Source organism: Paraburkholderia sp. BCC1884, assembly GCF_900996225.1.
GTDB lineage: Bacteria > Pseudomonadota > Gammaproteobacteria > Burkholderiales > Burkholderiaceae > Paraburkholderia.
In genome coordinates this window covers 453,143-475,732 of the sequence record NZ_CAAJGL010000101.1, presented here as the reverse complement: position 1 = coordinate 475,732, position 22,590 = coordinate 453,143, and the positions used below count along the sequence as shown (strand labels likewise).

At 64.9% G+C, this 22,590-nt stretch carries 18 protein-coding genes; 11 read left to right on the top strand and 7 right to left on the bottom strand.

What is annotated here, in order from left to right; all coding sequences use genetic code 11:
* Positions 1 to 3 precede the first annotated feature (3 nt).
* Positions 4 to 378 carry a GIY-YIG nuclease family protein gene (locus FQ705_RS24510; RefSeq protein ID WP_260854605.1) on the top strand — a complete coding sequence of 125 codons (375 nt, stop codon included), beginning with the start codon at positions 4 to 6 and terminating at the stop codon, positions 376 to 378.
* Here FQ705_RS24510 and FQ705_RS24505 read toward each other — a convergent pair.
* A complete protein-coding gene (locus tag FQ705_RS24505; RefSeq protein ID WP_144145153.1) occupies positions 347 to 2,446 on the bottom strand; it encodes an FUSC family protein in 2,100 nt (699 codons plus the stop codon). The two genes, FQ705_RS24510 and FQ705_RS24505, sit on opposite strands and share 32 nt — an antisense overlap.
* Before the next feature lie 306 nt (positions 2,447 to 2,752).
* Between FQ705_RS24505 and FQ705_RS24500 the strand changes: the two genes are divergently transcribed.
* Positions 2,753 to 3,070: a DUF4148 domain-containing protein gene (locus tag FQ705_RS24500; RefSeq protein WP_144145151.1), complete on the top strand. Its 318-nt coding sequence runs from the start codon at positions 2,753 to 2,755 to the stop codon at positions 3,068 to 3,070.
* A gap of 186 nt (positions 3,071 to 3,256) precedes the next feature.
* Here the strand turns inward: FQ705_RS24500 and ppa are convergent, their stop codons facing one another.
* Positions 3,257 to 3,784: an inorganic diphosphatase gene (gene ppa / locus FQ705_RS24495; protein ID WP_035552290.1), complete on the bottom strand. Its 528-nt coding sequence runs from the start codon at positions 3,782 to 3,784 to the stop codon at positions 3,257 to 3,259.
* 298 nt (positions 3,785 to 4,082) lie between these two features.
* Between ppa and FQ705_RS24490 the strand changes: the two genes are divergently transcribed.
* The 3 genes from FQ705_RS24490 to FQ705_RS24480 all read left to right on the top strand — a co-directional run bounded on the left by FQ705_RS24490 (position 4,083) and on the right by FQ705_RS24480 (position 7,791).
* Entirely contained in the window at positions 4,083 to 5,522 is a 1,440-nt protein-coding gene (locus tag FQ705_RS24490; protein WP_144145149.1) for an aldehyde dehydrogenase family protein, read from the top strand.
* A 49-nt stretch (positions 5,523 to 5,571) separates the two neighbouring features.
* Positions 5,572 to 6,330 carry an SDR family oxidoreductase gene (locus FQ705_RS24485; protein WP_144145148.1) on the top strand — a complete coding sequence of 253 codons (759 nt, stop codon included), beginning with the start codon at positions 5,572 to 5,574 and terminating at the stop codon, positions 6,328 to 6,330.
* Positions 6,331 to 6,471: 141 nt separating this feature from the next.
* Positions 6,472 to 7,791: an MFS transporter gene (locus FQ705_RS24480; RefSeq protein WP_144145146.1), complete on the top strand. Its 1,320-nt coding sequence runs from the start codon at positions 6,472 to 6,474 to the stop codon at positions 7,789 to 7,791.
* Positions 7,792 to 7,922: 131 nt separating this feature from the next.
* Here FQ705_RS24480 and FQ705_RS24475 read toward each other — a convergent pair whose 3' ends face one another.
* Genes FQ705_RS24475 through hemC form a run of 3 tightly spaced genes read right to left on the bottom strand, consistent with a single transcriptional unit; the run spans position 7,923 to position 12,131 of the window.
* Complete coding sequence (locus FQ705_RS24475; protein WP_144145144.1) at positions 7,923 to 9,113, bottom strand: heme biosynthesis HemY N-terminal domain-containing protein; 1,191 nt, start codon at positions 9,111 to 9,113, stop codon at positions 7,923 to 7,925.
* Position 9,114: 1 nt separating this feature from the next.
* On the bottom strand, positions 9,115 to 11,133 hold the full coding sequence (gene hemDX, locus FQ705_RS24470; protein WP_144145142.1) for a fused uroporphyrinogen-III synthase HemD/membrane protein HemX: 2,019 nt from the start codon (positions 11,131 to 11,133) through the stop codon (positions 9,115 to 9,117).
* A complete protein-coding gene (gene hemC / locus FQ705_RS24465) occupies positions 11,133 to 12,131 on the bottom strand; it encodes a hydroxymethylbilane synthase (protein WP_144145140.1) in 999 nt (332 codons plus the stop codon). Before hemC ends, hemDX begins: the two co-directional genes overlap by 1 nt.
* 385 nt (positions 12,132 to 12,516) lie before the next feature.
* Between hemC and ppc the strand changes: the two genes are divergently transcribed.
* A complete protein-coding gene (gene ppc / locus FQ705_RS24460; protein ID WP_144145138.1) occupies positions 12,517 to 15,747 on the top strand; it encodes a phosphoenolpyruvate carboxylase in 3,231 nt (1,076 codons plus the stop codon).
* 65 nt (positions 15,748 to 15,812) lie between these two features.
* Here the strand turns inward: ppc and FQ705_RS24455 are convergent, their stop codons facing one another.
* The gene (locus tag FQ705_RS24455) at positions 15,813 to 16,565 is read right to left on the bottom strand and encodes a class I SAM-dependent methyltransferase (RefSeq protein ID WP_144145136.1); all 753 of its coding nucleotides are present in this window, start codon (positions 16,563 to 16,565) and stop codon (positions 15,813 to 15,815) included.
* A 156-nt stretch (positions 16,566 to 16,721) separates the two neighbouring features.
* Between FQ705_RS24455 and FQ705_RS24450 the strand changes: the two genes are divergently transcribed.
* The 5 genes from FQ705_RS24450 to FQ705_RS24430 all read left to right on the top strand — a co-directional run bounded on the left by FQ705_RS24450 (position 16,722) and on the right by FQ705_RS24430 (position 21,917).
* Positions 16,722 to 17,534 carry a helix-turn-helix transcriptional regulator gene (locus FQ705_RS24450; protein WP_144145134.1) on the top strand — a complete coding sequence of 271 codons (813 nt, stop codon included), beginning with the start codon at positions 16,722 to 16,724 and terminating at the stop codon, positions 17,532 to 17,534.
* Positions 17,535 to 17,662: 128 nt separating this feature from the next.
* Positions 17,663 to 19,069, top strand: a complete 1,407-nt coding sequence (gene argH / locus FQ705_RS24445; protein WP_144145133.1) for an argininosuccinate lyase — start codon at positions 17,663 to 17,665, stop codon at positions 19,067 to 19,069.
* Positions 19,070 to 19,247: 178 nt separating this feature from the next.
* Complete coding sequence (locus FQ705_RS24440; RefSeq protein ID WP_144145131.1) at positions 19,248 to 19,784, top strand: energy transducer TonB; 537 nt, start codon at positions 19,248 to 19,250, stop codon at positions 19,782 to 19,784.
* 448 nt (positions 19,785 to 20,232) lie between these two features.
* Entirely contained in the window at positions 20,233 to 21,540 is a 1,308-nt protein-coding gene (locus tag FQ705_RS24435; protein WP_144145129.1) for an MFS transporter, read from the top strand.
* Between the two features lie 197 nt (positions 21,541 to 21,737).
* On the top strand, positions 21,738 to 21,917 hold the full coding sequence (locus FQ705_RS24430; RefSeq protein ID WP_144145127.1) for a hypothetical protein: 180 nt from the start codon (positions 21,738 to 21,740) through the stop codon (positions 21,915 to 21,917).
* Positions 21,918 to 21,922: 5 nt separating this feature from the next.
* Here the strand turns inward: FQ705_RS24430 and FQ705_RS34630 are convergent, their stop codons facing one another.
* On the bottom strand, positions 21,923 to 22,057 hold the full coding sequence (locus tag FQ705_RS34630) for a hypothetical protein (protein WP_260854604.1): 135 nt from the start codon (positions 22,055 to 22,057) through the stop codon (positions 21,923 to 21,925).
* Between the last annotated feature and the right edge of the window lie 533 nt (positions 22,058 to 22,590).

The following is a 22,590-nucleotide window of genomic DNA, read 5'->3' as shown; positions in this document are numbered from 1 at the left end:
TCCATGGCGTGGTTTCTCTATCTGCTCGAATGTTCGGACGGCAGCGTCTACACCGGCATCGCTACCGACGTGCAGGCACGTTTCGACAAGCACGTGAGCGGCGAGGGCGCGCGGTATACCCGTTCGCGCAAACCGGTGCAGGTGTTGGGATCGTTCGAGTTAGCGGATCGTTCGAGCGCGTCGCGCGCCGAGTATTGGGTCAAGCGTCTGACGCCGGTGGAAAAACGCGCGCTTGCAGCGGGCCTGCGCACGCTCGGGTCGGTGCTGCCGCCGGAGCCGGAGCCGGAAACGAATCCGAAACCCGACACCGCGCCGGCAACACCGACACCGGCGCCACGCGAAGCCACTACCCCCGCGCTTCCCGCATCCGCTGCGTGAGCAGCCGATGCATCATCGCCAGTTCGCCGACCGCATCGGCCTCCAGCGAACTCAAGCCATCGCGCGAAGGCAGCGCGTGACGCGCCGGCCGTAACGTTCGGCCCAACGCCGCGTCGATGTCCTCGCTCACCACGGCAATCCATGCGTCGAGCTGGTCGTGTGTCTCGCGCCGGTTCGTGCTCAATCGCAATTGCGCCGCGGTGCCCGCCATTTTGCGCAACAGACTCAGCACGGTCAGCGTGACGGTGTCGACCATCGAGTGTTCGAGCTTTTCCAGCCGAAGCCGGTTGACCGCCTCCTCCGCATTGTTGCTGCCAAGACCGGCGGCACGGCGCAGACGCTCCATCTCGGCTTCACTACGGCGAGGCAATTCCAGCGCGGCCCGCAGATACGCGAGGTTAGCGCGCACCGCTGCGCCGAGGTAAGCGCGATAGTCATGCTTTTCGCGCGTCGGCCAGAGGTAAAAAGTCGCCAGCAGCGCCAGCATGCAGCCGAGCACGTTGTTGCCGAGGCGCGTGATTGCGTAAGCGAATTCGTTGGCGCCCGGCGTGGCGAAGTCGGCCACCAGCACGAAAGTCGGCGTCAGGAACAGCACGAACAAACTGTAGCTGACCGGACGCAGCGCCATCGTCGCCATGACCAGCGGAAACACCGCGAGGGAAATGCCGAGCGGCGAATGGATCGCGTAACCGATGGCCGCCGCCAGCACGCCGCCCACGATGCTGCCCGCCACGCGCTCGATACTGCGCGGCCAGGTCGCGGCGATCGACGGCTGCAGAATCAGCAGCGTCGCCATGGTTGCCCAGTAGCCGAACGGCAGCCCGAGCGCGCGGATGATCAGAAAACCCGCGGTGGTGGTCACGCCGACGCGCGCCGCGTGGCGCAAGCCGACCGACTGCGTGGACAGGTTCGCCTTGAGCGTCGACGACGCGCGCGCCAACCAGGCCACGGCGGCATGGCTCCACCCTTCGGCCTGTTCGCGCGACGGCGAAAAGTCGACCAGTTCGAGATCGGAGCGCAGCATCACGGGCTCGACCAGCGCCGTTTCGAGTCGCTTCGCCAGACGGCGCAAGCGCGCCTGCAAACCGGCCAGCGGTTCGTCGCGGATATCGCCCGCCGCCATGCCGATGCTGCGTAAGACGTCGCCGATCGCGCCCAGCAGGCGCGTTGCGCGCCGCACGCGCCACGCTTCGCCGGGGACTTTCTCGCAGGAACCGGAGACCGCGATCAGATAGGCGAACAGCGCCTCGCCATCGGTCAGCAAGCCGAGCAGCACGTCGTAAGTCTCGCGGCCGCCCGTTCTGAATGCCGGCACGCTTGCCAGAATCTTGCGCGCACGCTCCAGCGCGGCGCGCGCGTCGGCACGAAACTGCACGGCATGCGCGGCCCATTGGCGCGGCGGCGCATGGCGCTCGAGCAGACGCGCGCTGTCGTGCGCAATATCGGCAAGCCGCAGATACACCGCGCGCAACGACGACCGGCTCGCGCCGAACGGATGAATGCGCCAGACAGTCAGGCTCAACACGACGGCAAACAGACAACCGACCAGATAGACGCCGAGAAACGCGACGCCTTGCCGAAGATCGTGCATGGGCCGGTCGACCATCACGACGCAAGCGGTCGCGGCGAGAATCGTCACCTGCGACGTGGCCGCGCCCCAGATCCGGCCGAACGCGCCGAGCGTCGTGAAGATCAACACCGCGAGGGCGGCATATCCGGCGCCCGCGCCCGACGCGAAGGCGGTGACGCCGCCGCACAGCGTGGACAGCAAGGCGAAGCCCATCATCGACGCGCAGCGGGCTCGATTGGAGCCGGCGGCGTCGGCGAGGCAGGTCCAGAAGGCGCCGATCGCAGCCCAGGCGAAGCCGGGTTGATGCAGCAGATTGCCGAGCGCGAGCATCGCCGTCGACGCGCAAGCCGCGCGCAAGCCTTCGGATAGGCTGGCCTCGCTCGTCGCGAACGACACCATCCATACCGGCCGCTTGCGATAGATCGCCGCCCCGATGGCGAAAAGCCAGCCGGTCAAGCGCGGCGCCAGAGGCGACCGATTGGTCTTGCGATTAAGCATCCGGGCGGTGTCTCCTAAAAACATTCTCGATCCCACTGTCGAGAGCGGATGATAAGGGTTTACACCTAGCAATAAAAATGCCTTCGGTTCATCCTCACGATGCGCTGCGGCTATGCGCACGACCATTGACCTACCTTAGTCGCGCGAAACGCAGGCCGGTAGCGCCTGTTAGGGTTTTTACCTAATTCAGCAACAATCCTATCCACCCACGGGGCTTAATCTTAAACGTTCACTTACCTAGACTGACATCACTGAATTACGAACAGGGCTGTTCGTAGCAGAAAGAAAAGTCTGGAGGTTGTGATCATGAAGTCCCTTATCCAAGCCGTTGTCGTTGCCGCTGCACTAGTTGCCCCGGTTCTCTCGTTCGCCCAGCAGTCCGATGCGCCGAAGCTGACCCGCGCGCAAGTCCGTGCCGAACTGGTCCAACTGGAGCAAGCCGGATTCCGCCCCGGCGACGGCGACAACACGTCCTACCCCGACAAGATTCAAGCCGCGGAAGCGAAGGTCGCGGCGCGCAACGGCGCATCGAGCGGATACGGCGGCGTGGTGGCCGGTTCGTCGCAATCGGGCAGCCGTGGCGTGTCCGCTGCCGATTGGAACGCGATGTACAGCCATCCGTAATCAGACAGGTTGCGGGCCGCGCGGGAGCGTCGACGGATTTCGGCGCGTTGCAAAGCTCACTGCGTCGAAAACTGCGTCGAAATTCAGGCGCAAAAAAAGAGGCAAGCCGTTTAGGCTTGCCTCTTTTTTCTTACCGATGGTCCGCGTAGCGAATCGACCTTTCGCTTTGCGGCACCAGGCCTCGCTTTACTTCTTGAAGTTCGCGACGCCTTCGGTGATTTCCTTGTGCGCGGCTTCGATGCCGGCCCAACCTTCGACCTTCACCCACTTGCCCTTCTCCAGCGCCTTGTATTGCTCGAAGAAGTGCTTGATCTGGTCTTTCAGGTACGCCGGAACGTCGTCGATCGACTTCAGATCGGCGGTCATCGGGCAGATCTTGTCGTGTGCGACGGCAACGAGCTTGGCGTCCACGCCCGATTCGTCGGTCATTTGCAACATGCCGAGCGCACGTGCGCGCACCACCGAGCCGGCCAGCAGCGGGAACGGCGTGATCACCAGCACGTCGACCGGGTCGCCGTCGCCCGACAGGGTTTGCGGAATGAAGCCGTAGTTGGCCGGATAGCGCATGCCGGTGCCGATGAAACGGTCGACGACGAGCAGGCCCAGGTCCTTGTCGGCTTCGTACTTCACCGGATCGCTTTGCGCCGGGATTTCGATGATGACGTTGAAATCTTGCGGAAGGTCTTTGCCTGCGGGGACGTGATTAAAGCTCATGAGCGCTCTCTGATCAGGATGGAAGTCGGGTCACGGCAGGCGGCAGGTGCGCTCGGGCGGCGTGAATCGTGGCTCTCGCCCCGATCTTGCCTGGATGGTGCCTCGAATCGCAGCGCGGCCGCCGGACAGTGCGGAATACGCCATTATAGCCAATCGGTCGATGGCATCCCGCGCCGGATCGGCGCGATAATCGTCTGGCGTCTCCCGACTGTATCTTTCGATTGTGTCTCTCGTTTGTGAACCCCGCGTGGCCGCCACATCACGGCGCGCTGGCCGCGCGGCACCTCAAGGAGTCTGCATGGAAGAAGCCCGGCACTTCATCGGCGGCGAGTGGTGCGCCGCCTCAGGCGGCGAGACGGTCGCCGTGCTCGACCCCTCGGACGGCCAGCCGTTCACCCAGTTGGCGCGCGGCACCGCAGCGGATATCGACACCGCCGTCCAAGCCGCCCGCCGCGCTTTCGAAGGCGCCTGGGGTGCGGCCAGCGCCGCCGAACGCGGCCGCGTGCTGTACCGCCTGTCGATGCTGGTCGCCGCCCGTCAGGAGGAGCTGGCTCAGCTCGAAGCGCGCGACACCGGCAAACCGCTCAAACAGGCGCGCGCCGATTCCGCCGCCCTCGCCCGCTATTTCGAGTTTTACGCTGGCGCCGCCGACAAGCTGCACGGCGAAACACTGCCCTATCAAACCGGCTACACGGTGCTGACGATCCGCGAGCCGCACGGCGTCACCGGCCATATCGTGCCGTGGAATTACCCGATGCAGATTTTCGGCCGCAGCGTGGGCGCGGCGCTGGCTACCGGCAACGCGTGCGTCGTCAAACCAGCGGAAGACGCATGTCTCTCCGTGCTGCGCGTCGCCGAACTGGCAGTCGAGGCCGGTCTGCCCGCCGGCGCGCTGAACATCGTCACCGGTTATGGACACGAAGCGGGCGCAGCGCTCGCGCGTCATCCGGGCATCGATCACATCTCCTTTACCGGCTCGCCGGAGACCGGCAAGCTCGTCACGCAAATGGCCGCCGAGAATCACGTGCCGGTCACGCTCGAACTGGGCGGCAAGTCGCCACAAATCGTCTTCGCCGACGCCGACCTCGACGCGGCCCTGCCCGTGCTGATCGCGGCCATCGTGCAGAACGCCGGGCAAACCTGTTCGGCGGGCAGCCGCGTGCTGATCGAGCGCAGCATTTACGAGCCCTTGCTCGACCGGCTGAGCGGCGCCTTCAATGCGCTGCGAGTCGGCCCTTCGCAAGCCGACCTCGACTGCGGACCATTGATCAGCGCGAAGCAACAGCGGCGCGTGTGGGACTTCCTCTCCGACGCGCAGCATGACGGTATCGCCATGGCCGCCCACGGCGAAGTCATTCCCGAAGCGCCCGAAGCCGGTTTCTATCAGGCGCCCACGCTATTGCGCGACGTGCCCGCGAGCCACCGGCTCGCACGCGACGAGGTGTTCGGCCCGGTGCTCGCCGCCATGTCCTTCAGCGACGAAGACGACGCGCTGGCGCTCGCCAACGGCACGCAATTCGGCCTGGTTGCCGGCGTCTGGACACGCGACGGCGCGCGACAGATGCGCCTTGCCAGGCGACTGCGCTCGGGCCAGGTGTTCATCAACAACTACGGCGCGGGTGGCGGCGTCGAATTGCCATTTGGCGGCGTCAAGCATTCGGGGCATGGTCGCGAAAAGGGCTTCGAGGCGCTTTACGGTTTCACGGTGCTCAAGACCATCGCCATCCGGCACGGTTAGTCAGGCGGGCAGCGGGTCGACAACTTCCACAACAAGCAACGGAGACATCATGCGGTTGACAGGTAAAACGGCCATCGTCACGGGTGGCGGCTCGGGTTTCGGCGAAGGCATTGCGAAGACGTACGCGCGCGAGGGCGCGAACGTGGTGGTCAACGATCTGAACGGCGCGGCCGCCGAACGGGTGGCGAGCGAAATCGCGCTGGCCGGCGGCAAGGCCATCGCGGTGGCGGGCAACGTCGCCCTGCGCGACGACTGGCAAGCCCTGCGCGAAGCCGCGCTCGAAGACTTCGGCAGCGTGCAGATCGTGGTCAACAACGCCGGCACCACGCACCGCAACAAACCGGTGATGGAAGTCACCGAAGCCGAGTTCGACCGCGTCTACGCGGTGAACGTCAAAAGCATCTACTGGAGCGTGCAGGAATTCGTGCCGTATTTCCGCGAGCAAGGCGGCGGCAGTTTCATCAATATCGCCTCCACCGCCGGTGTGCGGCCGCGTCCGGGGCTGGTCTGGTACAACGGCAGCAAGGGCGCGGTGATCATCGCCAGCAAGTCGCTCGCCGTCGAACTGGGTCCCGACCGCATCCGGGTGAACTGCGTCAATCCGGTGATCGGCGAAACGGCGTTGCTCTCCGAGTTCATGGGCGTCGAAGACACGCCGGCCAATCGCCAGCGCTTTCTGGCCGGCATTCCGCTCGGCCGCTTCTCGACCCCGCAGGACATTGCCAATGCCGCGCTCTATCTGGCTTCGGACGAGGCCGATTTCATCACCGGCGTGTGTCTGGAGGTGGACGGCGGGCGCTGCGTGTAGCCTCGGCGTGGAGCGGCCGGCAGCCAAAGCCCGTGCGAAGTCAGTGTTTTCCCCCGGTATCGATTCGTCGTGCAAACCACTTGACGCGGCTAGAATCGATTGACGGCGGTACTTCAATTCCACAAGAAAAGAGGAGACACCATGGCTAGTCCCGCAAATCCGCTCCACCACCCCGGCGCGGGTGCGCCACCTTCCACGTTCGAAGAAGCGACCTATCGCAAGGTCACGTGGCGGCTCGCGCCGCTGCTCATGCTCTGTTACGTGGTCGCGTATCTCGATCGCGTGAACGTCGGTTTCGCCAAGCTGCAAATGACGAGCGATCTCGGTCTGAGTGACGCCGTCTACGGCTTCGGCGCGGGAATTTTCTTCGTCGGCTATTTCATCTTCGAAATTCCGAGCAACGTGATCCTGCACAAAGTGGGCGCACGCGTCTGGATCGCGCGGATCATGGTGTCGTGGGGCATAATTTCCATGCTGACCATGTTCGTCACCACGCCGAGCATGTTCTACGTGATGCGCTTCCTGCTCGGTCTTGCCGAAGCGGGCTTCTTTCCCGGCATCATCCTGTACCTCACGTACTGGTATCCGTCGCACCGGCGCGGCCGCATGACCACCTGGTTCATGACGGCGATCGCGCTCTCGGGTGTGATCGGCGGTCCGGTCTCGGGCTACATCCTCAAGAACTTCAACGGCATGAACGGCTGGCACGGCTGGCAGTGGCTGTTTCTGCTCGAAGGGATTCCGTCGGTGATCGTCGGCGTGATGGTGTTCGTGATGCTCGACGATCGCATCTCGAAGGCCAAATGGCTGACGAAGGAAGAGCAGCAACTCCTCGAACGCCACGTGTCCGCCGAAGAAGCCACCAAGCACGACATGCCGATCCGTCAGGTTCTCACGAGCGGGCGCGTGCTGATGCTCAGTCTCACGTATTTCTCGTTCGTGATGGGGCTCTACGGCGTGAGCTTCTGGCTGCCTACCATCATCAAGGCAACCGGCGTGACCGACTCGTTCATGATCGGCCTGCTGTCCGCGATTCCATTTGCGGCTGCCGTGGTGGCGATGGTGCTCGTGTCGCGCAGCGCCGACCGCACCCGCGAGCGGCGCTGGCACATTGCGCTGCCGGCGTTCGGTGGCGCGGTCGGTCTCGTGCTCTCGGTCGTGTGGGCACACAACACCGTGCTGGCGATGGCCGGGCTCACGCTCGCGACGATGGGAATTCTGACCACCCTGCCGCTGTTCTGGAGTCTGCCGACAGCGATTCTCGCCGGCACTGGTGCGGCGGCCGGCATCGCCATGATCAATTCGATCGGCAATCTGGCGGGCTTTCTGAGTCCGTACGCGGTGGGTTGGCTCAAGCAGGCGACCGCCGCGAACGATTCCGGCATGTACATGCTCGCGGCGTTCCTGGTGTTGGGCGGCTTGCTCGCGATCAGCGTGCCCGCGAAGATGGTCAATAAATAACGCGGATTACCGCATGCATGACGTCAGGCGGGTCGTGCCGTCAAACGCGGGACGTCATTCAGGGTTAGAGCGCTAACAAAAAAGCCCTCGGCGTTGCAGAACGCCGAGGGCTTTTTTTGTGGCCAGGGAACTCAAACCACGTTCATCGCCAGCGAGCTTTCGCGATAGTGCTGGCTCGCTTTGTCCGCATCGCCAAGCTGCTCGTGCAAACGCGCCAACGCGCGATGCGAGCGAATCTTCAGCGTCTCGTTGTCGGCCAGTTTCAGCGCGCGTTCGAGGAACGATTGCGCCTTGCCCCACAACTGCTGATGCAGGCACAGGCGGCCGAGCGCAAACATCAGGTCCGCGTCTTCCGGACGATCCTTCTGCCAGGCTTCGGCCTTCTGGATCAGCGGCAAAGCGTCGCCCGCCGTCGTGTCCGGATAGCGGCGCAGCAGACGCGCGTCCCAGTTCTGCGCGAGCGCTTCCTCGACGATCTTGCGCGCTTCCACCGGCCGGTTCAGCGACACCAGCAGCTCGGCGGCGAGATCGGCCAGACGCGGCGAATGACGCTCGGTCGCCGACAGCGAAGTCCATAGTTCCAGCAGCGCATCCGCGTTATGGCGACGATCGCGCAGCAGATTCTCCGCCGCAAGCTGACGCAGACGCACCGCCACGGCCGGGTGAATCGCTTCGCGCTTTTCGAGCGTCTTGACGAGCTTGAGCACTTCGCCCCAGTTCTTCAATTGCTGTTGCGCGCGCAACATGATCTGCTGCGCGTGAATGCGGCGCGCGCCCTGCGATTGCATCTCGGTCAGCGCGGTCAACGCGCCGTCCGCGTCGCGGCCGTCGGCGCGCATGTCAGCGGTGGCCATCAGACGCGCGTCCTGCCAGTCGGCTTCGCTGATCTGCGCGAGCCATTCGTCGCGCCGGCCGTACTCATGCATGCGATGCGCGGCAGTGGCCGCGATCAAACCGGCCGCGCCCTTGTTGTCGCCATTCGCGAGCGCATCTTTCGCGGCTTTTTCAGCGCGCGAAAAACGTCCGGCGTACAGATTGCCGATTGCATCGCGCAGCGCGGCATGCGCTTTCGCGACCCGCGAGCGTGCGCGGTAAGCGGCCACGCGTTGCGGCATGCGCCAGATATTGCGGACGATACGCAGCAAGGCGTACAGCAGGACGAACAACACCACCAGCCCGACCACGAACAGATTCAGCGAAATGTCGACGCGGTACGGCGGATAGATCAGCAGCACCTGCCCCATATCGAAGCGCCCCACCACCGCCAGCACCACCGCGACGGCGAACAGCAACGCAAGCCATAGAAGTCCCCGGATCGCCATGTTAGCCTCGGCTCCGGTATTGATTGACGGCTTGCAGGCTGGTGCTCAGATTCGGCAGTTCAACCGCCGCCGAACCCCCATCCACCTGCTTGACCAGATCGATCACGTTCAGCGTCTGCTTCGACGAGTTGTCGAAGTACCGCGTGAGCGCGTTCTGCGCCGCCAGCAGATCGGACTTCAGCGTGGTCTGATTGCGCGAGAGCAGCGCAAGACGCGCCGACAGCAAACGCAGCTTCAGATTTTCGCGCACGAAATAGCCTTCATCCGGCGTGACCAGCATCGCGTCGGCATTGTCGATGCGGCGCACCTGCACGAGGCTCGTCAACTGCTGGCCGATGCCGCTGGTCACTTCGCGCCACCAAACTTTCCAGCGCGGCTCGCCGGTGGCCGCCGCCACCTGCGCCGTGTCGGCCCACGTGGCGGCCTTCGGCGTGGCGTGCGCGATCGGCGCTTCGCCCGACAGCGGCAGGCTGTCGACCTGATCGATGGCGTTATCGAGCTTGATGGCCAGACCCGTCAGATCGGTGGACGGCGCGGCCTTCAGTTTGTCGATGTCCTGCGCGATGGCCTTGCGCACCGTGACGGCTTGCGGGCTGTCCGATGCGGCGAGGCGCGTGTCCGCGCTTTGCAGCGCAAACAGTGCGAGCTGCGTGTTGCCGGTGAGCTGCAACTGCTGGCTCGCCGCCGACAGCATCTGCCCGACTTCGGCGAGCGTCCAGTCGTCGCGATTACGCGCGAGATCGGTGTATTGCTGCTGCAAGGCCTGCTGTGCGGTTTGCGAATCGGCAAGCTTGCCTTCGAGTTGCGCGACCTGCGCATCCGATTGATGCACCGTGGCCAGCGCCTGCTCGGTCTTGATGCGCAGTTCGTTGGTCTGCGTGTCGTTGGCCTGCTGACGCTGCGCGAGCTGCTGCTCGGCGCGTTCCAGTTTGCGGTTGAGCACGAAGCCGCCGCCACCCGCCGCGCAAGCCAGGATCACGACGACAGCCCACAGCAGCGGTCCGCTCGCGCTGTGGCGCTTTTGCGCTTCATAGGGCGTGAAGGGTTGATTCGGCGGCAACGCAGTGGTCGCGGCCGGCTGGGATGAAGCGTTCGTGGATGCGTTCGTTTCAGTCATGCGTGATTTAGCCGGTGAATGAGCCGGATTGGACGGTACCGGTTGAACTACGGTCGGGACGGCGGCAAGCAGAGCCCGGGCAATGCACTCGTCGCCCGCGCCGGACACCGTCATGCTATCAAAACCCAACGCCCGCGCGGTCTGCGCGATACGCGGATGCGGCGTGACGAGAGGCGCGCGTTTGAGCTGCACGATTTCGTCGGCGGTGAGATGGTCGTGGGCGAGTTCGTTGAGATTGCGCACGCCTTCCGAGCTGGTCAGCAGCCACGCGTGCGGCGCGCCGGCGAGCAGTTCGTGCACGCGCGCCCAGCCGCCGATCGTGGGTTCGGGCACGAGGCGCCGATAGGCGGCGACTGTCTCGACTTCGGCGCCGGCTTCGCGCAGACGCTCCGCGAGCCATTCGCGGCCGCCGTCGCCGCGCACGATCAGCACGCGCTTGCCTTCGAGACTGGTGGCGCCGAGCGCCGTGTCGATCGCGGCGAACAGACCTTCGGAGTCGAAGCGCGCCGATTCTTCATCGGTGCCGGACGACGGGCTGATGACCTTGTACGCCGGCGCGGCGACACCGTGGCGCGCCAGCGTCTGCACGCTGCCCGGCCCGACCACGCCGATCGGCAACGCGTGCGGCCAGATCGCGTCGCTGTGGGCGAAGGCCTGGTCGACCGCATTCGGCGACACGAACACGACCAGCGCATAACGTTCCAGCGAAGCCAGCGCGGCGCGCAACGGTGCGGCGTCTGTGACGGGCGCGATGTCGATCAACGGGAAGTCGAGCGTGGCGACGCCGGCCTCGGCGAGCCGCGCAATCAGTTCGTTCGACTGACCGGCCGGTCGCGTAATCACGACCGTGAACGCCGCCTTGCCGACGGATGAAGAGGTGTTGCCGGAGATATCGGCCGCCATCAGTCGCCGGTCGCCGCGTCGTTCGCCGCACCGGGTCCGCTGGCGGTGCTGAGCGCGCGAACGATATCCATCGCGCCTTGCTGTTCGAGCGCGCTCGCCACTTCCTGGCCGAGTGCGATCGCGCGCTCGACGGTAGGCGCCGGCGCCGATGCCTGCGCACTCAACACACGCTGCCCGTCGGGCGTCGCGACGATGCCGCGCAGATGCAGCGCACCGTCATGCCACGCGGCGTAGGCGGCGAGCGGCACCTCGCAACTGCCGCCGAGTACGCGCGACACCATGCGTTCCGCCTCGACCGCCGCAGCGGTATGTTCGTGATGCAGCGGCGCGAGCCATGCGGCGAGTTCGGCACGGTCCGCGCGAATCTCGATACCGAGTGCGCCCTGACCGGCTGCCGGCAAGCTGTCTTCGGGATCGAGCAATGCACGGATGCGATCGCCCAGACCCAGACGCTTCAGGCCTGCTGCGGCCAGAATGATCGCCGCGTAATCGCCGCGATCGAGTTTCGACAGACGCGTGTCCAGGTTGCCGCGCAACGGCCGCACTTCGAGATGCGGGTAGCGCATGCGCAACATGGCCTCGCGGCGCAGGCTGGAGGTGCCGACCACGGCGGCCGCCGGCAATGCGGCAAGCGAGTCGTAGTCGTTCGAGACCAGAGCGTCGCGCGGGTCTTCGCGTTCCATGATGGTGGACAGCGCAAAGCCGTCGGGCAAGCTCATGGGCACGTCTTTGAGCGAGTGCACGGCCAGATCGGCGCGGCCGTCGGCCAGCGCGGCTTCCAGTTCCTTGACGAAGAGGCCCTTGCCGCCGACCTTCGACAGGGTGCGATCGAGAATTTGATCGCCACGTGTCGTCATTCCGAGGATTTTTACGTCACAAGATGGATATAATTTGTGCAGCGCACATCGCACATGCTCCGCCTGCCACATAGCCAGGCGGCTTTCTCGCGACGCAATCACAAGCGTGTGGGGTGGCGCAGAAAACGTCTCGGTGTTCATTAGCTTGCTGATCGAATGACGGGATGTAATAACAATCAATGTTAGCACGCGCCCCTGTGTCTCAAGACACAGCCAGACGCCGTGCCGACGCGGTATCGATGGAGGAGACGGGCCTCGCGCGCCTGCCCCGTCCCGGTCTGTTCACGCACGGTCGTTCGCGCACCGTGCTGCGGCATGCGGGATGATGCAATGCGGCGCGACGGGCCGCGGGCGTATTGCGTGCGCCTCGTATGTTGGGTCGCGGCGCCAGACGGCGCGACCATTCTCTCCAGCGTATGGCCATCGGCGCATACCGTTTCGTGCAGTTCACGTTGCAGTTCATAGTGCAGTTCCGCAGTAGCAGTTCATCACTCAACAGACCCTGGCTTCCCTGAGGAAACCCATCGTGACGTCTTCTGGATCGGCGCGCCCTGCCCGCCGCAACACTGCATCGCCCAACGCTCGTGCGGCCGACGCCGCCACGGCGCCCGCCGCCGCTTCTGCCATTTCCGCCGACCCGGTTGCGCCGACATCGGCCAAACGCGCGGGCAAAGCCGCCCAGGCCGCGAACACCGCCAAGGCCGGCAAAGCCGCCAAGGCCTCTACGCCTGTCAAAACGGAAAAGAACGTGAAGGCAGTGAAGGCCGTCAAAGCGGTCAGGACCGACCGGACGACGCAGACGAGCGCCGCCGCGCCGGCAGGCAAGTCGGCCAAGGCCGGCTCCACGAAGATCAAGTCGCTCGCCGCCGCGCCGCAAACCGGCAAGGCGCCGACGCTGCAAGCCGTCTCGGGCGAGACGTCCACGCCCGCACCGAAAGGCAACGGCCGCACGCGCGAGGACAAGGACCATCCGCTGTTTCAGGACATCCGTTATCTGGGACGCCTGCTCGGCGACGTACTGCGCGAACAGGAAGGCGACGCGGTGTTCGACGTGGTCGAAACGATCCGCCAGACCGCCGTGCGTTTTCGTCGCGAAGACGATAGCACCGCCGCCCAGACGCTCGACAAGAAACTACGTTCGTTGAGCCCGGAACAGACGGTCAGCGTGGTGCGCGCATTTAGCTACTTCTCGCACCTCGCGAATATCGCCGAAGACCGTCACCGCAATCGCCGTCACCGGATTCACGCGCTGGCCGGTTCGACCTCGCAGGCGGGCACCATCGCGCATGCGCTCGAACGGCTCGTCGAAGCGGGCGCCGCCGCAACACCGGTCCTGCAGCAGTTCTTCAACAACGCGCTGATCGTCCCCGTGCTCACCGCGCACCCGACCGAAGTGCAGCGCAAGAGCATTCTCGACGCGCAGCACGACGTGGCGCGCCTGCTCGCCGAACGCGACCAGCAGTTGACCGACCGCGAACGCACCCACAATGAAGCGATGCTGCGCGCGCGCGTCACCTCGCTGTGGCAAACACGCATGCTGCGCGATTCGCGCCTCACCGTGGCCGATGAAATCGAGAACGCGCTGTCGTACTACCGCGCCACCTTCCTCGAAGAAATCCCGGCGCTGTACGCCGATATCGAAGACGCGCTGCGCGAGCACGGTATCGAGGCACGCCTGCCGCCGTTCTTCCAGATGGGCAGCTGGATCGGAGGCGACCGCGACGGCAATCCGAACGTCACGGCCGAAACGCTCGAACACGCGATCACCCGCCAGGCCGCGGTGATCTTCGAGCACTACATGGAACAAGTGCACAAGCTCGGCGCCGAGTTGTCGGTGTCGAACCTGCTGGCCGGCGCGAGCGATGCGCTCAAGGCACTCGCCGACGCGTCGCCCGACCAGTCGCCGCATCGCACCGACGAGCCGTATCGTCGCGCATTGATCGGCATGTACACGCGCCTCGCCGCAAGCGCACGCGTGCGTCTCGGCGAAGGCAGTGTGCCGGTGCGCAGCGCGGGTCGGGGCGCCGCGCCGGTGCGCGCCACGCCGTATGCGGATTCCGCCGAGTTCGTGCGTGATCTGCACGTGCTGATCGATTCGCTCGCCGAACATCATGGCGCGCCGCTCGCGGCGCCGCGCCTGTCGCCGCTCGCCCGCGCCGCCGAAGTGTTCGGCTTCCATCTGGCGAGCATCGACCTGCGCCAAAGCTCCGACATCCACGAAGCGGTGATCGCCGAGCTGCTCAAACGCGCGGGCGTCGAAGAAGACTACGCGGCGCTGTCCGAAGCGGACAAGCTCGAGGTACTGCTCGCGGAACTGGCGCAGCCGCGTCCGCTGCGTCTGCCGTATGCCGACTACTCCGATCTCGTGAAGAGCGAACTCGGCGTGCTCGAGGAAGCGCGTGTCACGCGGGAAAAATTCGGCTCGCGCGCGGTGCGCAACTACATCATTTCGCACACGGAAACGGTTAGCGATCTGGTCGAAGTGATGTTGCTGCAAAAGGAGACCGGCCTGCTGCACGGCCGCCTGGGCGACGCCAACGATCCGGCGCGCGCGGGCCTGATGGTGATTCCGCTGTTCGAGACGATCCCCGACTTGCGCAACGCGCCGCACATCATGCGCGATCTGATCGCGTTGCCGGGCGTCGACGCGCTGATCGAGCATCAAGGCAACGAGCAGGAAGTGATGCTCGGCTATTCGGACAGCAACAAGGACGGCGGTTTCCTCACGTCGAACTGGGAGCTCTATCGCGCCGAACTCGCGCTGGTGTCGCTGTTCAACGAGCGCGGCGTGACCCTGCGCCTGTTCCATGGACGCGGAGGCACCGTGGGCCGTGGCGGCGGCCCGACCTATCAGGCGATTCTGTCGCAGCCGCCGGGCACCGTCGACGGTCAGATCCGTTTGACCGAGCAAGGCGAAGTGATCGCGAGCAAGTTCGGCAACCCGGACATCGGTCGACGCAATCTGGAGACGGTGGTGGCCGCCACGCTCGAGGCCTCGCTGCTGCCGCACGGCAATGCGCCCGAACAACTGCCCGTGTTCGAAGAAACCATGCAGCAACTCTCCGACGCGGCCATGGCTTCGTATCGCGCGCTGGTGTACGAAACCCCGGGCTTCAAGGAGTACTTCTTCGAGTCCACGCCGATCGCGGAGATCGCGGAGTTGAACATCGGCAGCCGTCCGGCATCGCGCAAGCTGCAGGACCCGAAGCAACGCAAGATCGAAGATCTGCGCGCGATTCCGTGGGGCTTCTCGTGGGGTCAATGCCGTTTGCTGCTGACCGGCTGGTACGGTTTCGGCGGCGCGGTGGCCGCGCATCTGGACAGCGCGCCGAGCGACGCCGAACGCGCACGCCGTCTTGCACTGCTGAAGAAGATGTACAAGACGTGGCCGTTCTTCGCGAACCTGCTCTCGAACATGGACATGGTGCTGGCGAAGACCGACCTCGCGGTCGCCTCGCGTTACGCGGCGCTCGTGTCGGACAAGAAGCTGCGCAAGCATGTGTTCGAGCGCATCGTCGCCGAATGGGAACGCACCTCGAAGGTGTTGTCGGAGATTACCGGCAAGAGCGAGCGACTCGCGGAGAACCCGCTGCTCGCGCGCTCGATCAAGAACCGCTTCCCGTATCTCGATCCGCTGAATCACCTGCAGGTGGAGTTGCTCAAGCGTCACCGCGCGGGCGATACCAATGCACGCGTGCGACGCGGGATTCATCTGAGCATCAACGGGATTGCGGCGGGTCTGCGTAATACCGGCTAAGCCATCGGGCGGCGAAGCATGGAAAGCCGGCAGTGACACAGGGTGTCACTGCCGGCTTTTTCTGTTTACTGCGCCTCGATCATCAACGCGTCGAGCTTGAACGAGCCATCTTCCTGCACGTCGAAATAGTGACGCACTTCGTCCGGCGCGCTCGCCCACAGGGAACGAATCGCCACCACGCGCGGCTCCGGTGTGCGCATGCGCGCCACCCACGAACTGAACTCGATATCGATGCGCCAGCGCTCGCGAATCGACGCCGTGAAACCCGCCGCGGCGAACAGCGCGATCCATTCGTCGGCGCGGTAGTCGCGAATATGCGAGCCGTCGCGCAAGACTTCGATGGCCTGGATATGCGTGTCCAGCAACGGATGATCGATGCCCGCGATATCGATGAACAACACCTTGCCGCCCGGCTTCAGCACGCGGCGCACTTCGGCCAGCGCGTCCGGCACGTCGTGCCAGTGGTGCGCGCTCATGCGGCTGATCACCCAGTCGAAGGTGTGATCGTCGAACGGCAGCGTTTCGGCCGCGCCCTGCTGCGTGCGGATATTCGCGAGGCCGCGCTCCTTCGCCGCGCCTTCGACGGTCGTCAGCATCTGCGCAGCGATGTCATAGGCGACCACTTCCCTGGCGTGCGGGGCCACCGCGAAACTCGCGTGCCCGGCGCCGCAGCCCATGTCGAGCACCGTCGCGCCCGGCGTTGCGGCGATCGCGTCGGCCAGCGTGCGCAGATCGGCGCCGGTGGCGTGAGTCGGGCTCGTCAAATAGGCGGCGGCAGTCGAGCCGAAGGCGTCGGCGACCTGATCGTGATGCTTCATGGGGAACTCCGGTTATCTGGGTACTTGTGAGTACATGGGTCGAGGCGCCGAAGCACCACGCCAGCCGCTACAATAGAGCCCGCCGTGTACCAGTACAAGTTAAGCAATTATTCTGGTATCCAAACCACCCCCTCCACGCGTAATCCATTAGAAAGCATGACCTCGCCGTCTACCGCCGACCATCCGCCGCCACTCGACGCCACCCCGGCCCGCGCGCTCGGCGACTTCATCCGCGCGCATCGCGAGCGGCTGTCGCCGCAAGCGGTCGGTCTGCCGCCCGGTCCGCGCCGCCGCACGCCGGGTTTGCGGCGCGAGGAAGTGGCGCAACTGTGCGGCGTCAGCCCGACCTGGTACACGTGGATCGAGCAGGGCCGGCCCGTGTCGGCCTCCGCCGACGCGCTCGCGCGGATCGCGGTCGCCCTGCAACTATCGCGTGCCGAGCGGGCCTATCTGTTCGAACTGGCCGCCCAGCGCGACCCGGCCGAGCCCGATCCGGCCGCCGCCGACGCGCCCGCTACCCTGCTCGAAACCGTCCAGCTCGTGAACGCACCGGCCTATGTGCTCGACCGTCAGTGGAATGCGCTGGCGTGGAACGAGCGCGCCGCCGATCTGTTCGTCGGCTGGCTGGACGGCACGCGTGACCGGAACCTGCTGCGCTACACGTTCACCGAACCGGCCGCGCGCGAGCTGATCGCCGACTGGGAAATCCGGGCGCGGCGGCTGGCCGCCGAATTCCGCGCGGATTCGATCCGTCATCTGACCGATGCGCCCACGCGCGCTTTGATCGACTCGCTCAGCGAGGCCAGCGACGCGTTCGCGCGTTTCTGGGCGTCGCAGGACGTCGGCGGCCGCGAAGGTGGCCGGCGCGAATTCAATCATCCGCGCGACGGCCGCGTCGTCTACGACCAGATCACCTTCAAACCCGCCCATCGCGAGGATCTGAAGCTGGTGGTACTGGTGCGCGAATAGGCCCGCGCGGCCAGTGTTAAAATCCCTGTCTTTGCTCGCTTCGGCGGCTGCTTTGCACGGTAGGTGACGTGCGGCGCGCCGTCGGCCGGTTCACCGCTCGCTCAACTGCCGCTTAACTGCCCAACACCATGACGTCCCAACTGCACAAAAAAGGCGAAGCCTGGTCGGCTCGCTTCTCGGAGCCGATGTCGGAGCTCGTCAAACGCTACACGTCGTCGGTTTTCTTCGACAAGCGTCTGGCGCTCGTCGATATCGAAGGGTCGCTCGCGCACGCCTCGATGCTGGCCGCGCAGAAGATCATCGCCGCCGAAGACCTCGCCTCGATTCAAGGCGGCATGGCGCAGATCAAGGGTGAAATCGAGCGCGGCGAATTCGAGTGGCTACTCGATCTGGAAGACGTCCATCTAAATATCGAAGCGCGTCTGACCGCGCTGATCGGCGACGCCGGCAAGCGCCTGCACACCGGCCGCTCGCGTAACGATCAGGTCGCGACCGACATCCGTCTGTGGCTGCGCGGCGAGATCGACCGCATCGGCGGCCTGCTGACGGAATTGCGCGTGGCCTTGCTCGAGATGGCGGAGAAGAACGCGTCGACCATCATGCCGGGCTTCACGCACCTGCAAGTCGCGCAACCGGTCACCTTCGGTCATCACCTGCTCGCCTACGTCGAAATGTTTTCGCGCGACGCCGAGCGCATGGTCGACTGCCGCAAGCGTGTGAACCGCCTGCCGCTGGGCGCGGCTGCACTGGCCGGCACCAGCTATCCGATCGACCGTCACGCCGTGGCGAAGACGCTCGGCTTCGACGGCATCTGCGCAAACTCGCTCGACGCCGTCTCGGACCGCGACTTCGCGATCGAATTCACGGCGGCAGCGGCGCTCGTCATGACGCACGTGTCGCGCTTCTCCGAAGAACTCGTGCTGTGGATGAGCCCGCGCGTCGGCTTCATCGATCTGGCCGACCGCTTCTGCACCGGTTCGTCGATCATGCCGCAGAAAAAGAACCCGGATGTGCCCGAGCTCGCGCGCGGCAAGACCGGCCGCGTGAACGGCCATCTGATCGCTCTGCTGACGCTGATGAAAGGCCAGCCGCTCGCGTACAACAAGGACAATCAGGAAGACAAGGAACCGCTGTTCGACACCGTGGACACGGTGGCCGACACGCTGCGCATCTTCGCTGAAATGGTCGCCGGTATTTCGGTCAAGCCGCAAGCCATGCGCGACGCCGCGCTGCAAGGTTTCTCCACGGCGACCGATCTGGCCGACTACCTCGTCAAGCGTGGCCTGCCATTCCGCGACGCACACGAAGCGGTCGCACTGGCCGTGCGTATCTGCGCGGATCGCGGCTGCGATCTGGCCGATCTGACGCTCGAGGAAATGCGCGCAGAACTGCCGAACGTCGCGCACCTGATCGGCGAAGACGTGTTCTCGTATCTGACGCTGGAAGGGTCGGTGGCGAGCCGCAATCATCCGGGCGGCACCGCGCCGGAGCAGGTTCTTGCCGCGGTCAAGGCCGCGCGTGAAGCATTGAAATAAAGCCATGGGGCAAGCGATGAACCTGCTTCGGCAGCTTCGTCGCCTGCCACGACGGAGAGGCGAACCCGATGATGGGTTCGCTTTTTTTTCGCCTGCATACAGAGGGCGAACGCCAATTGCATCCTGGCGGTTTTTGACTACCATCGAGGAGGAGCCTGCCCTTCTGGATTCACCGACGATGCCTATCCGCACCCGTCAATTTCGCTGCTCGACCGGACGCTTCGCCAACCGCGTCAGCGTGAGCTTTGCGCCTGCGCGCCTCGCACTGCTCAGCGCTGTGCTGGCCGTCGCCGTCGCCGGCTGCACCTTCACGCCGCCGACGCGCCCCGCCCTCAGCGTGCCGCCCGCTGCGGTCAACAGCGCCACGCTCGACCAGTACCGCGACGCGGTGGCGCGGCGCATCATCGAACGCAATCCGTCGTATGTGCTGCACGGCACGCCGCAAGCGATGCTGCGCTCGCTGGTGGTGGTGTCATTCACGGTCGATCGCAACGGCCGGGTGCTGCAGTCCGCCGTCTATCGCACCAACGGCGACGACGAAGCCGAGAGCACCGCGCTCGCTACCTTGCGACGCGCTTCGCCGTTGCCGCTCCCGCCTGGTAAATTGCTGGACGGCCGTGGCCAGCTCGAACTCTTCGAAGACTGGCTCTTCAACGACGACGGCAAATTCCAGCTACGCGAACTCGCCACGCCGCAAGCGCAAACCATCGATTGAGCGCGGCACACACGCCGCCTTGCTGCGTGGCAGCCGCGCTCGTTATAATTTTCAGATTCCTTGCGCCGGACCCTTCCGGCATGGCTCACGCCGCCCGCTCACCCGCCGGCGCGGCGAGCAGCCGATTGCAGCGGCGCCGCGCCACCCGCGAGCGCCGCCTGCCTGATGCACGACGCACCTGACCGACGCGCGATCTCCTGGACCGCGCGCGCGATGGCGTTTCGACTGCCCCGCGATTCGCGCCTAAGCCATCTCCCGCCTCGGTTATTGCCCTGGTATGACTGCTTTCGTGCGGGAACCGCGCCGGCCGCCGTTGTAAGCTGTTGCTTCGTCGCTCGCGCCACGTAGCCCGCCTGGGCCGCGAGGCAGGCCGGAGCGCACGAACTTAAACAAAGTTGCCGTAGAGGCGCACGCCATCCAGCGGCAGCACGATATTTGGAGACCCTGCATGTCCACTTCGCCGATTTCCGCGACCCAGCCGAATGCGGCTGGGCAGAACAAGAGCTCGCGGATCATTTTCGCGAGCTTTATCGGCACCGCGATCGAGTTCTACGACTTCTACGTCTATGCGACCGCCGCGGCGCTCGTCATCGGACCCGTGTTTTTCCCGCACGGCTCGGCTACCGCGCAAGCCTTGTCGGCCTTCGTCACGTTCGGCATCGCGTTCATCGCGCGGCCGATCGGCTCGTTCCTGTTCGGTCACTTCGGCGACCGCATCGGGCGTAAGTCGACACTGGTTGCTTCGCTGCTGGTGATGGGTGTTTCGACCACGCTGATCGGCTTCGTACCCGGCTACGATTCGATCGGCAGCCTCGCGCCGGTCCTGCTGTGCGTCCTGCGCTTCGGCCAGGGGATCGGCCTTGGCGGCGAATGGGGTGGCGCAGCGCTCCTCGCCACCGAGAATGCGCCCGCCGGCAAGCGTGGCTGGTTCGGCATGTTCCCGCAACTCGGACCGTCGATCGGCTTTCTGGCCTCCAACGGCCTGTTCTTCGCCCTGGCGCTGACGCTGTCCGACGAGCAGTTCCGTAGCTGGGGCTGGCGCGTACCGTTCCTGGTGAGCTCGGTGCTGGTCGCGCTGGGCTTGTACGTGCGCCTGAAAATCGCCGAAACGCCGGCCTTCCAGGCCGCGATCGAGCGCAAGGAGCGCGTCAAGGTGCCGATCGCCACGCTGCTATCGCAACACTGGGTGCCGACTCTGCTCGGCGCGCTGGCGATGGTGGTCTGCTACACGCTGTTCTACAACGCGACCACGTTCTCGCTGTCGTACGGTGTATCGGTCCTGCATATTCCGCGGCCCACCTTCCTCGGCATGCTGTGCATCGCGGTGGTCTTCATGGCGCTGGCCACGCCGCTGTCGGCATGGGCCAGCGATCGTTATGGCCGCAAGCCGGTACTGATCGTCGGCATCATCGCGGCGATCCTGTCGGGCTTCACGATGGCGCCGCTGCTCGGTAGCGGACAGACGTCGCACGTCCTGCTGTTCCTCGTGATCGAGCTGTTCCTGATGGGCGTGACCTTCGCGCCGATGGGCGCGCTACTGCCGGAGTTGTTCCCGACCAATGTGCGTTACACCGGCGCGGGCGTGTCGTATAACCTCGGCGGCATTCTCGGCGCTTCAGTCGCGCCATATATCGCTCAGGTGCTTGCCGCACACGGTGGCTTGCCGTGGGTCGGGGCGTATGTGTCGATCGCTGCCGCAGTCAGCATGATTGGCGTGCTCTGCATGCGCGAAACGCGCGACACCCACTTGATGTAGTGCGGCGTGGCGCTCGACGCCATCGCCCTATCAAACCGATACCGCCCGGCGCATTCCAGCTGCGCCGCGGCGGCGTCCGGCGAATCACCCTCCACGCCACACAAACCGTGCTTCCTGGGTGAATCCCCGGCCTTGCGCGTCTTTTTGACTTGCCTATACTCGATTTTAATAACCCTATGGCAAGCAGGGAGGTTCGAATGAACATTCATCTTCACAACGCCGATATCGTGACGATCATCGCGCTGGCCCTGCTCTGTTCGCTACTGCTTGCATTGCGCTTTCGACCGGCGACCTGGAAGGGCATCGTCGTCGAGGCGCTGGCCGCGAACGCGGCCGCCATTGCGGCGGTCATCGCGTTCGAAATGCTGGTGACCTGACGCCGTTAGCGATAGTAGCCGCCGTGATGGTAGTAGCCGCCGCCTCCGTAGTAATAGCCCGGAGCCGGCGCGACGATGCAGCCGCCCAATGCCGTTGCGAGCAGCGTCCCTGCGACCAGAGTCAGAATGAGGCGTTTCATATTTGTTCTCCATCGAGTCAGATTTCATTCGAGCCGAAACCCCGAATGACTCGATTGAACACGACGCGACCCTGCGCGAACGTTGCCATTTGTAAGGGAAGATCACCAAGGTGTTACAGGCCTGACGGCTGTCGCGCGGCGCAGTTCGAATACGGCCATGAGGCATTCACGTCGGACAAAAACACCGCCTATACTGCTTTCAATGTGTCGACCCGGCGCGCGCCTTGCTGGCCGCCCATGCGCAATGCGTAGCGCCGATGCCGGATCGGCTCTGCATCGCACGGCGCCCGTCACGATGAGGTCTTTTCGAGCAATGCAAACGGACGCATGAGCAATTAGGCACTCAACGAAAAGCGACAGATTTAACAGGCGTGTAATGCATGACAAGGTCCTGGATTAAACGTCCTGCACGGATTCCTCTCCGCCCGTAGTTCCCCGACTCGGGCGTTTTTCGGAGGCGTTACGTGGCAGCGTCCATCTCACCGGACGTACTGCTCGTTGCGCCTCTTTTCTTTTCCGCTGAACGACCGCGC

Bases quoted from the DNA above. Each gene is read 5' to 3' on its own strand.
- FQ705_RS24510 (WP_260854605.1), top strand. From the start codon at position 4: ATGGCGTGGTTTCTCTATCTGCTCGAATGTTCGGACGGCAGCGTCTAC.
- FQ705_RS24505 (WP_144145153.1), bottom strand. From the start codon at position 2,446: ATGCTTAATCGCAAGACCAATCGGTCGCCTCTGGCGCCGCGCTTGACC.
- FQ705_RS24500 (WP_144145151.1), top strand. From the start codon at position 2,753: ATGAAGTCCCTTATCCAAGCCGTTGTCGTTGCCGCTGCACTAGTTGCC.
- ppa (WP_035552290.1), bottom strand. From the start codon at position 3,784: ATGAGCTTTAATCACGTCCCCGCAGGCAAAGACCTTCCGCAAGATTTC.
- FQ705_RS24490 (WP_144145149.1), top strand. From the start codon at position 4,083: ATGGAAGAAGCCCGGCACTTCATCGGCGGCGAGTGGTGCGCCGCCTCA.
- FQ705_RS24485 (WP_144145148.1), top strand. From the start codon at position 5,572: ATGCGGTTGACAGGTAAAACGGCCATCGTCACGGGTGGCGGCTCGGGT.
- FQ705_RS24480 (WP_144145146.1), top strand. From the start codon at position 6,472: ATGGCTAGTCCCGCAAATCCGCTCCACCACCCCGGCGCGGGTGCGCCA.
- FQ705_RS24475 (WP_144145144.1), bottom strand. From the start codon at position 9,113: ATGGCGATCCGGGGACTTCTATGGCTTGCGTTGCTGTTCGCCGTCGCG.
- hemDX (WP_144145142.1), bottom strand. From the start codon at position 11,133: ATGGCGGCCGATATCTCCGGCAACACCTCTTCATCCGTCGGCAAGGCG.
- hemC (WP_144145140.1), bottom strand. From the start codon at position 12,131: ATGAACACCGAGACGTTTTCTGCGCCACCCCACACGCTTGTGATTGCG.
- FQ705_RS24455 (WP_144145136.1), bottom strand. From the start codon at position 16,565: ATGAAGCATCACGATCAGGTCGCCGACGCCTTCGGCTCGACTGCCGCC.
- FQ705_RS24450 (WP_144145134.1), top strand. From the start codon at position 16,722: ATGACCTCGCCGTCTACCGCCGACCATCCGCCGCCACTCGACGCCACC.
- argH (WP_144145133.1), top strand. From the start codon at position 17,663: ATGACGTCCCAACTGCACAAAAAAGGCGAAGCCTGGTCGGCTCGCTTC.
- FQ705_RS24440 (WP_144145131.1), top strand. From the start codon at position 19,248: ATGCCTATCCGCACCCGTCAATTTCGCTGCTCGACCGGACGCTTCGCC.
- FQ705_RS24435 (WP_144145129.1), top strand. From the start codon at position 20,233: ATGTCCACTTCGCCGATTTCCGCGACCCAGCCGAATGCGGCTGGGCAG.
- FQ705_RS24430 (WP_144145127.1), top strand. From the start codon at position 21,738: ATGAACATTCATCTTCACAACGCCGATATCGTGACGATCATCGCGCTG.
- FQ705_RS34630 (WP_260854604.1), bottom strand. From the start codon at position 22,057: ATGAAACGCCTCATTCTGACTCTGGTCGCAGGGACGCTGCTCGCAACG.